At 33.4% G+C, this 9,601-nt stretch carries 6 protein-coding genes and 1 riboswitch; all 6 genes read left to right on the forward strand.

The genetic code is table 11. The features are described 5' to 3' along the window. Positions 1–50: 50 nt before the first annotated feature. Positions 51–172: riboswitch (SAM riboswitch) on the forward strand. Positions 173–294: 122 nt separating this feature from the next. The 6 genes from ABJF52_RS18180 (at position 295) to ABJF52_RS18205 (ending at position 9,586) form a co-directional block, all read left to right on the forward strand. Continuing rightward, a complete protein-coding gene (locus tag ABJF52_RS18180) occupies positions 295–1,569 on the forward strand; it encodes an O-acetylhomoserine aminocarboxypropyltransferase/cysteine synthase family protein (protein ID WP_348153467.1) in 1,275 nt (424 codons plus the stop codon). Positions 1,570–1,672: 103 nt separating this feature from the next. Then, positions 1,673–5,059: a bifunctional aspartate kinase/homoserine dehydrogenase I gene (thrA, locus tag ABJF52_RS18185; RefSeq protein ID WP_348153469.1), complete on the forward strand. Its 3,387-nt coding sequence runs from the start codon at positions 1,673–1,675 to the stop codon at positions 5,057–5,059. An 18-nt stretch (positions 5,060–5,077) separates the two neighbouring features. Continuing rightward, positions 5,078–6,247 (forward strand): aminotransferase class I/II-fold pyridoxal phosphate-dependent enzyme, encoded by a 1,170-nt coding sequence (locus ABJF52_RS18190; protein WP_348153471.1) that lies wholly within the window; start codon positions 5,078–5,080, stop codon positions 6,245–6,247. A gap of 33 nt (positions 6,248–6,280) precedes the next feature. Continuing rightward, a complete protein-coding gene (locus ABJF52_RS18195) occupies positions 6,281–6,694 on the forward strand; it encodes an Rrf2 family transcriptional regulator (RefSeq protein WP_348153473.1) in 414 nt (137 codons plus the stop codon). 174 nt (positions 6,695–6,868) lie between these two features. Beyond that, positions 6,869–7,492: a phosphoadenosine phosphosulfate reductase family protein gene (locus ABJF52_RS18200; protein WP_348153474.1), complete on the forward strand. Its 624-nt coding sequence runs from the start codon at positions 6,869–6,871 to the stop codon at positions 7,490–7,492. Positions 7,493–7,495: 3 nt separating this feature from the next. Continuing rightward, positions 7,496–9,586 carry a nitrite reductase gene (locus tag ABJF52_RS18205; RefSeq protein ID WP_348153476.1) on the forward strand — a complete coding sequence of 697 codons (2,091 nt, stop codon included), beginning with the start codon at positions 7,496–7,498 and terminating at the stop codon, positions 9,584–9,586. Positions 9,587–9,601: the final 15 nt, after the last annotated feature.

Genomic DNA, 9,601 nt, shown 5'->3' on the forward strand with positions numbered 1-9,601 from the left:
TAAATTCCTGAACATATATTTGTTTTTTCTAAGTTCAAACACTTATTGAATTGTTATCAAGAAAGGTTGAGGGAATAGACCCTTTGATGCCTTAGCAACCCTTTGAATACCGATAACCTGTCGGGTCAAAGAAGGTGCTACGTTCTATCGGCCATTGGCGGACAGATAACGAAAATGAATTACTATTGTAATTTTTACTTTCTTAATAACTTTTTGATTTTATACGACTGCTTATGATGCTGTTCGTTGTTTGGATTTTTAATCGAACTAGTAATATTTTAAAAATCAAAAGTTATGAGTGATCTTAAATTCTCAACAAATGCCTTACATGCAGGGCACGACACAACACAAACTGGAGGTACAAGAGCTGTGCCTATTTATCAAACTTCTTCGTATGTTTTTAATGATACGGATCATGCGGCAAATTTATTTTCACTTGGTGAATTAGGTTTTATTTATACGCGTTTAAATAATCCAACAAACCAGATTTTACAGGAAAGATTAGCTGCATTAGAAGGTGGAGCAGGAGCAGTAGTATTTGCTTCAGGCGCGGCTGCAATTTCAGGAGGTCTTATGACTCTTTTAAAGGCTGGTGATCATATTGTAGCTTCAAGTAGTTTATATGGCGGCACATTTACATTGTTGAATGTTACGCTTCCTAGGTTAGGTATTACAACAACTTTCGTTGATGCATCTAATGCTGATAATTTTACTGCTGCTATACAAGATAATACTCGTGCTATTTTTGTTGAGTCTTTAGGGAATCCTAAATTGGATGTACTTGATTTAAAAGCAATTTCAAAAGTTGCAAAAGTTGCTCAAGTACCTTTTATAGTTGATAACACAGTTGCCTCTCCGGCACTTTTAAATCCAATTGAATATGGTGCTAATATAGTTATTCATTCACTTACCAAATATATAGGTGGTCAGGGTACATCATTAGGTGGTGCTATTATTGATGCGGGTACTTTTGATTGGACGAATGGAAAATTTCCTGAATTTACCGAGCCTAGTGCAGGTTATCATGGACTAGTATATAGTGAAGCCTTAGGTGCTGCAGCTTTTACATTTAAATTAATTTTAGAAGGTTTAAGAGACTTTGGTGGTGCTTTGAGTCCATTTAATGCATTTCAAATTATACAGGGTTTAGAGACGCTTTCGGTACGAATAAATCAGCACAGTGCTAATGCCTTAGAATTGGCAACATGGTTGGAAGGTAGAGATGAAGTTGAATGGGTTAACTATCCTGGACTAAAAAGCAATAAGTATAATGAACTTGCTAAAGAATATTTGCCAAAAGGGCAGAGTGGATTAGTAACCTTTGGTGTGAAAGGTGGTTTTGAAGCAGCTAAGAAATTAACTGATGCTACAAAAATATTCTCTTTGTTAGCAAACATTGGTGATACTAAATCATTGATTATTCACCCTGCAAGTACAACGCATCAACAGTTAACTGTTGAACAACAAGAAGCAGCTGGTGTTAGTCAAGATTTAATAAGACTTTCTGTTGGACTGGAGGATGTTGCTGATTTAAAAAATGATTTAGAAAATGCTTTTGCAGCAATCTAAATAAAAATTTCGATTTATAAATTTCACAGCTAATTTAACGGAATCAAGTTGATTTATACTTGATTCCGTTTATATAGATAGTAACTCTTTAGGTAAGCGAATTATGCTAAACGAATTAAATCTTAAAAAATTTACCACATTAAGTGGTGCTTCCCAAGATATTAAGCTTTCATATCAATTGTTTGGTAAAGAATTGCATGCAGCTCCAATTGTACTGGTAAATCATGCATTAACAGGAAATTCAAATGTAACTGGTAAAGATGGATGGTGGAATGCATTAGTTGGTGAAGATAAATGCATTGACACTAAAAAGTACACCGTATTATCTTTTAATATTCCTGGTAATGGTTATGACGGTTTTATTATAGATAATTATAAAGATTTTGTAGCTAGCGATGTGGCTAGAATGTTTTTGCTTGGATTAGAACAGCTGAATATTCAAAATTTATATGCCATTATTGGCGGATCTTTAGGTGGTGGAATAGCATGGGAAATGGCAGCTATTAAACCCAATATTACTGAGAATTTAATACCTGTGGCATCCGATTGGAAATCTACCGATTGGTTAATTGCGAATTGCCAAATTCAAGAGCAATTTTTAGTTAATTCTAAACAACCCGTACATGATGCTCGTATGCATGCAATGTTATGCTATCGGACTCCAGAATCTTTTAAAGAAAGATTTAAGCGAAGTACAAATGAAGAATTACAAGTATTTAATGTGGAGAGTTGGCTAATGCATCATGGTGAAAAACTTAAAGATCGATTTCAACTTTCAGCATATAAATTAATGAATCAATTGCTGAGAACAATTGATATTACTAGAGAAGGAGATAAGCGTTTTAATGCATTACAAAACAGTGATACCAATATTCATATTATTGGTGTGGATTCAGATTTATTTTTTACAGCTAAAGAAAACAAAGATACTTTTCGTCAACTAGCGCAAGCGAATAGCAATGTTACTTATGGTGAAGTTCAATCGCTACATGGCCATGATGCTTTTTTAATTGAATTTGATCAAGTACAAAATTTATTATCGGGTATTTTCAATAATAATGGGAAGTCCAGTAAGGTTAAAGTTCTCAAATTTGGTGGAAAATCACTTAGTAATGGCGAAGGTTTAGGTAATGTTCTTGAGATTGTTAAATCAAAAGTAGATAATGGTGAAAATATAGCATTGGTCGTTTCAGCAAGAGAGAAAGCAACTGATCAATTGGAGATTATGCTTGATAAGGCTGCTAACGGACTTAATTTTGCTAAAGATTTTTCCAACTTTGAAAAGTATCAGGGTCAAGCTTATAAAAATGTAAATTTATCTAAAGAATTTGCCAGTTTATTTAAACTTTTAGAAGGAGTTTCGTTTTTAGGTGATTATAGTGCTAAAATAAAAGACCAAGTGATGGCTTTTGGTGAAATTATTTCAGCAAAGCTTATTACAAAATTACTTATTGGTAAAGGTGTTAAGGCTAAGTTTATTGATTCTAGAAAATTGATAAAAACCGATGATAATTTTGGTGATGCGTTAGTATTAGAAGCTATTTCCAAAGAAAATATGTTACGCGAATTTTCTAAATTACATGGGGATACAGTTCCTGTTATTACAGGTTTTATTGCTTCAACAATTGAAGAGGAAACTAGTACATTAGGTAGGAATGGTAGTAATTATTCTGCAGCTTTAATAGCAAATTTTTTGGATGCTTCGGAATTACAAAATTATACTCATGTTGATGGAATTTTTACGGCTAACCCAGATTATGTAGTCGATGCTAAACGCATTTCAGAATTGTCATATGCAGAAGCTAATGAATTAGCCAGTTTTGGGGCAAATATTTTACATGCGAAAACGATTATTCCATTAATAGAAAAAAACATTCCCTTACGTATTCTCAATACTTTTAATAAGGATAATGAGGGAACCTTAATTAGTGCTAAGACAAATAAGGAAGGAATAAAATCACTTTCTGTAATTGAGAATGTCGCACTAGTTAATCTTGAAGGAAGAGGATTACTTGGTAAAGTTGGTGTTGACGCTCGTATTTTTAGAACTTTAAGTGAAAATAATATTAGTGTTAGTATCATTTCACAAGGTTCATCTGAAAGAGGAATCGGATTAGTGGTGAATGCAGAGAATGCGCAGCGTGCTAAAACTGTTTTAAAAAGGGAATTTGAAAGTGATTTTCATGCGAAAGACATTAATTTAATTAAGGTAGCTAGCGATGTCTCCGTTATATCAATTATTGGTCAGGATTTAAGTTCTTTTCATAAACCGTATAATGCATTAATTAAAAATCAAATTACACCGCTATTATTCAATAATACAGTGACAGGGAAAAATGTGAGTCTGGTTGTGAAAAAATCAGATTTGCATAAGGCTTTAAATGTAATGCACGGTCAAATTTTTGGGATAAGTAAAAAGATAAACCTTGCACTTTTTGGTCATGGTAATGTAGGTGGAACTTTGGTGGATCAAATTTTGAAATCCGCGCGAACTATTGAAAAAAGAAAGGGAATTGATTTGAACGTTTTTGCAATAGCAAATTCTAAAAAATTGCTCTTATCTGAAAAGGGTATCCCAAGAACATGGAAGGCAGCTTTAAAAGACAGAGGTCAGAAGTATAAAGTTCAAGATATTTTTGATTTTGCTAAAAAACACCATTTAGAGAACTTAATTGTTGTTGATAATACGGCCAGCGAGGATTTTGTAGCCAATTATTTCGAGTTTGTTGAAAATGGATTTGATTTAGTTTCTTCAAATAAAATAGCTAATACTTTAGGATATGATTATTACCAGCTGTTGCGTGAAGAATTGTTAAAAAACCAAAAGCAGTATCTGTATGAAACAAATGTTGGTGCAGGTCTTCCATTGATTGATACAATTAAATTATTACATCTTTCAGGAGAAAATATCACTCAAATAAAAGGTGTTTTCTCTGGAAGTTTAAGTTATATTTTCAATACTTTTTCTGAGGTTGATGCGCCATTTTCTTCGATATTAAAAGAGGCAATGCGTAGTGGATTTACCGAGCCGGATGCTAGAGAAGATTTGTCCGGTAACGATGTTGGAAGAAAATTATTAATTCTTGCACGTGAACTGGAATTAAAAAATGAGTTTTCTGATATTAAAATACAGAACTTAATTCCATCAAATTTACAAAAGGGAAAAGTGGATTTCTTCTTGAAAAATCTTGACTTATTAGATGATAAGTTCAACGAAATAAAAAAGAATCAGAAACCAGGTCATGTGCTACGTTATGTTGGTGATTTGCATGGTGATCTACAAAAAGAAAAAGGTATTCTTGATGTAAAATTAATTTCGGTGCCTAAAGAAAGTGCATTAGGACAAGTAAAAGGTTCTGATTCTATAATTGAAATATATACAGAATCTTACGGAAAAAACCCATTAGTTATTCAAGGGGCTGGAGCAGGCGCTGCAGTAACCGCAAGAGGGGTATTTGGTGATATTTTGAGAATTGCTGAAAAAGGTTAATGTTGATTTAAAAATAAAATGGAAAAGAAATTTGAAACCAATGCCGTTCGAACCCAATTAGAGCGTTCGCAATATTTGGAGCATTCGACTCCAATGTATTTAACCTCAAGTTTTGTTTTTGAGGATGCTGAAGATATGCGCGCTTCTTTTGCAGAAGAAAAAGAGCGCAATATATATTCGCGATACTCAAATCCGAATTCTTCTGAATTTATTGAAAAGGTTTGCCAAATGGAAGGTGCTGAAGATGGCTTTGCTTTTGCTTCAGGTATGGCCGCGGTATTTTCTACATTGGCTGCGTTATTGGATAGTGGCGACCATATTTTGTCAGCTCGTAGTATTTTTGGGTCTACACATTCACTTTTTAATAATTTTTTCCCAAAATGGAATATTAGTCATTCGTATTTTAAAATTGATGAATTAAATACTATCGAGGTTTTAATTACACCAAAAACAAAAATCATATATGCAGAAACACCAACTAATCCTGGTGTAGATGTTCTGGATTTAGAGGCTTTGGGTAAAATAGCCAAAAAGCATAATTTAATAATGGTTATTGATAATTGCTTTGCATCTCCTTATTTACAACAACCCATAAAATTCGGAGCCGATTTGGTAATTCATTCTGGCACAAAACTAATGGATGGTCAGGGACGTGTTTTAGCAGGTATTACTGTTGGTAGTAAAGATTTGGTAGAAAAAGTTTATCGTTTTTCTCGGATAACAGGTCCGGCACTTTCACCTTTTAATGCATGGGTATTATCGAAGAGTTTAGAAACTTTAGCACTTCGCGTAGATCGCCATTGTGAAAATGCTTTGAAACTAGCTGAGTTTTTGGAGGCCCATGAAAAGGTGAATTGGGTGCGATATCCGTTTTTAAAATCACATCCAAAATATGATATAGCGAAAAAACAAATGAAAGCTGGTGGTTGTGTAGTTGCATTTGAGGTAAAAGGAGGATTAAGTGCTGGTCAAAAATTCTTTGATTCTATAGCGCTGTTATCTTTGTCAGCCAATCTAGGTGATTCAAGAAGTATTGTTACACATCCTGCATCAACTACACATAGTAAATTGTCTGTTGATGAAAGAGCTCAAAGCGGCATTACAGATGGTATGGTTCGTGTTTCAGTTGGATTAGAACACGTAGATGATATTATTGCAGATGTGAATCAAGCCTTGGGTAATAGTTGAGAGTACAATACTAAATTTTGTTATATTCGTCATATGCTCTCCAAAAAAACAAAATATGGTTTAAAAGCTTTGACCTTCCTCGCAGCGCAAAAGGATAAACAACCGGTTCAAATAGCTGAAATCTCAAAACAAGAGAATATATCACAGAAGTTTCTTGAGAGTATATTATTGTCATTAAGAAAAACAGGAATACTAGGTTCTAAGAAAGGAAAAGGTGGGGGTTATTATCTTATAAAAGAGCCGAAAGAAATATTAATGACAGATGTAATGCGCATTTTAGAGGGACCAATTGCTTTGGTACCTTGCGTAAGTCTTAATTTTTATGAGAAATGTGTTGATTGCCCAGATGAAAAAACATGCTCTGTAAATAAGCTTATGCTTAAAGTGCGAGATGCAAACTTAGCTGTTTACAGAAATACAACATTGGCCGATTTAGTTGTTTCTTGATTAAACCATATTAAATTTTTAAAATTGATCTGAATAATCCTCATTTTCACCCTTATTTTGTTAATAATCTATTAAATCTATAGGGTAAATGAAATAAAGTTTTGGTTTTTACGTCTAAGTTAGTGGATAAGCATTATTTTTGATTATCCTATTAAACCCATAGGATTATAAATTATGAAAATTGACATCGATTTAGCATACTACAATCAGATCTTGAAAGATAAGAGTCCAGAGGAAATTATTGATTGGGCATTAAAATTATCAGAAAAGAAAATTGTTACGACAAGTTTTGGTAAATATTCGGCAGTATTACTTAGTACTTTTAGTAAAAAGGACCCCGATATTAATGTAATATGGTGTGATACAGGATTTAATCTTTCTGAAACATACGCCCATGCTGCATATTTACAAAACAGATTTAACCTTAATTTAAATACATATGTTCCTAAACAAACTAGGGCCTATGTAGAACATCGCTTAGGTTTTCCCTCGGTTGAAGAACCAACCCATGAGGAGTTTACTGAAATTGTGAAATTAGAACCTTTTAGAAGGGCTTTAAAAGAACAATCACCAGATATTTGGTTTACTAATATTAGAGTTAGAAAAACTGAATATAGAAATTCTAAAGATATTTTGAGTTTAAGTAAAGATGGTATTCTTAAAGTTAGTCCGTTTTATTATTGGTCAGATGAAGAATTAGACGAATTGTTAGAAAAAAATCATCTTCCAAAAAATACAAATTATTTTGACCCAGTAAAAGCTCTAGAAAATAGAGAATGTGGAATTCATCTTCAATAAATTATGCAAAGTTTTAGATCAGAAATAGAGAATCCAATTGTTGAGAAGGATATAATCGAATTAGCCAATAAAATCGATATGTTCCATAACGGTAAGATTGACGAAGAAAAATTTCGTAGTCTACGTTTAGCAAGAGGAGTTTACGGACAGCGTCAAGAAGGCGTACAGATGATTCGTATTAAATTACCTTATGGTAAGGTCTCATCAGAGCAATTAAGAACTATATCTGATGTTTCTGAAGAATATTCTCGAGGTCGTTTACACATTACCACGCGGCAAGATATTCAAATTCACTATGTAGATTTAAATAGAACTCCAGAATTATGGGCCCATTTAGAAGAATCAGATATAACCTTACGTGAGGCCTGTGGAAATACCGTCCGTAATGTAACAGCTAGTGAAACTGCAGGAATCGATGTTGATGAACCTTTCGATGTTTCTCCATATGCGCATGCTTTATTCGAATATTTCTTAAGAAATCCAATTAGTCAGGAATTGGGAAGAAAATTTAAAGTTTCCTTTTCTTCTAGCGATGCAGATACAGGACTTTCGTACATGCATGATTTGGGCTTTATTGCTAAAATTGAAAATGGAGAAATAGGTTTTAAAGTAATGCTTGGTGGTGGATTAGGTTCCCAACCAAGACATGCAGATGAATTGTACACTTTTTTAGCTGCAGATAAAATTATTCCTTTAATGGAAGGCGTAGTTCGTGTTTTTGATAGATACGGGGAGCGAAAAAGTAGAGCAAAAGCACGTTTGAAATTCTTATTGAAAGATTTAGGATTAGACGGTTTTAAAGCGTTACTAGAAGAAGAGCAAATAGCTGTTCCTATGAAAACTTTTCCTATTGATGCGACTGCCTACCCAAAAGTTAAAATTGCAGAGGTTGCAACACCAGAGGTAATTATTGAAGATCAAGCAGAATTTGAAAGTTGGAAATCGACAAATATTATCCCTCAAAAGCAAGAAGGATATGTTGCAATCGGTATTAAAGTTCTTTTAGGTGATTTTTACCTTAAGGAAGCAAGAGCATTAGCTGACTTGGTTGAAAAGTATGCAGCTGATGAAATTCGACTAAGCTTGCGTCAGAATATTGTTGTGCCGTATGTGAAAGAAGAATTGGTTCCTTTTTTCTATACGGAACTTAAAAAATTAGGTTTTACTGAAGCGGGTTATGATAAGGCTATCGATATAACAGCATGTCCTGGTACCGATACCTGTAATTTAGGTATTGCTAGTAGTACAGGTATTGCTGAAGAGTTGGAACGAGTAATGAAAATTGAATACCCTGACTATATTAATAATCCTGATGTGGTTATTAAAATTAGTGGATGTATGAATGCTTGTGGTCAACACAATATGGCAAATATTGGATTTCAAGGGATGTCTGTTCGTACAAAAGATAAATTAGTTGCACCAGCACTACAAGTTTTATTAGGTGGTGGAAATATAGGTAACGGTAACGGTAGGTTTGCAGATAAGGTTGTAAAAATACCTAGTAAAAGAGGTCCAGAGGCATTACGATTAATTTTAAATGATTTTGATGCAAATGGAGGTGAATTATCATTTCCAGATTATTATGCTGAAAAAGGTGAGCATTATTTTTATGATTTCTTGAAAGATTTAACAAGTGTAGATAATTTAACTGCAGATGATTTTATCGATTGGGGAAATTCTGAAGAATACGTAAAAGCTATTGGAGTAGGTGAATGTGCAGGTGTAGTAATTGATTTAATCGCAACACTTTTGTTTGAAAGTGAAGAGAAAATACAAACAGCGCAAACTACCTTAGATGAAGGTAAATGGGCTGCGAGTATTTATCATTCCTATTCTTCTATGGTGAATACTGCTAAAGCAATACTAACTTCTGAGAATCAGAAAACAAATACGCATGCCGGTATCATTAAAGATTTTGATGAAAAATTTATTGCTAATAATAGAATTTCATTAGATAGAGGTTTTGAAGAATTTATCCTTCAAATTAATAAAAATGAGCCGACAGAAGCGTTTGCTAAAAATTATATTGCTGATGCAAAAAACTTTTTAGAAGCTGTTGCTCAATTTAGAAAGCAAGAATTGGCCGAGGTATAGATAATGAATAACAAG

This window comes from Aurantibacter sp., assembly GCF_039941195.1.
Taxonomy (GTDB): domain Bacteria; phylum Bacteroidota; class Bacteroidia; order Flavobacteriales; family Flavobacteriaceae; genus Aurantibacter_A.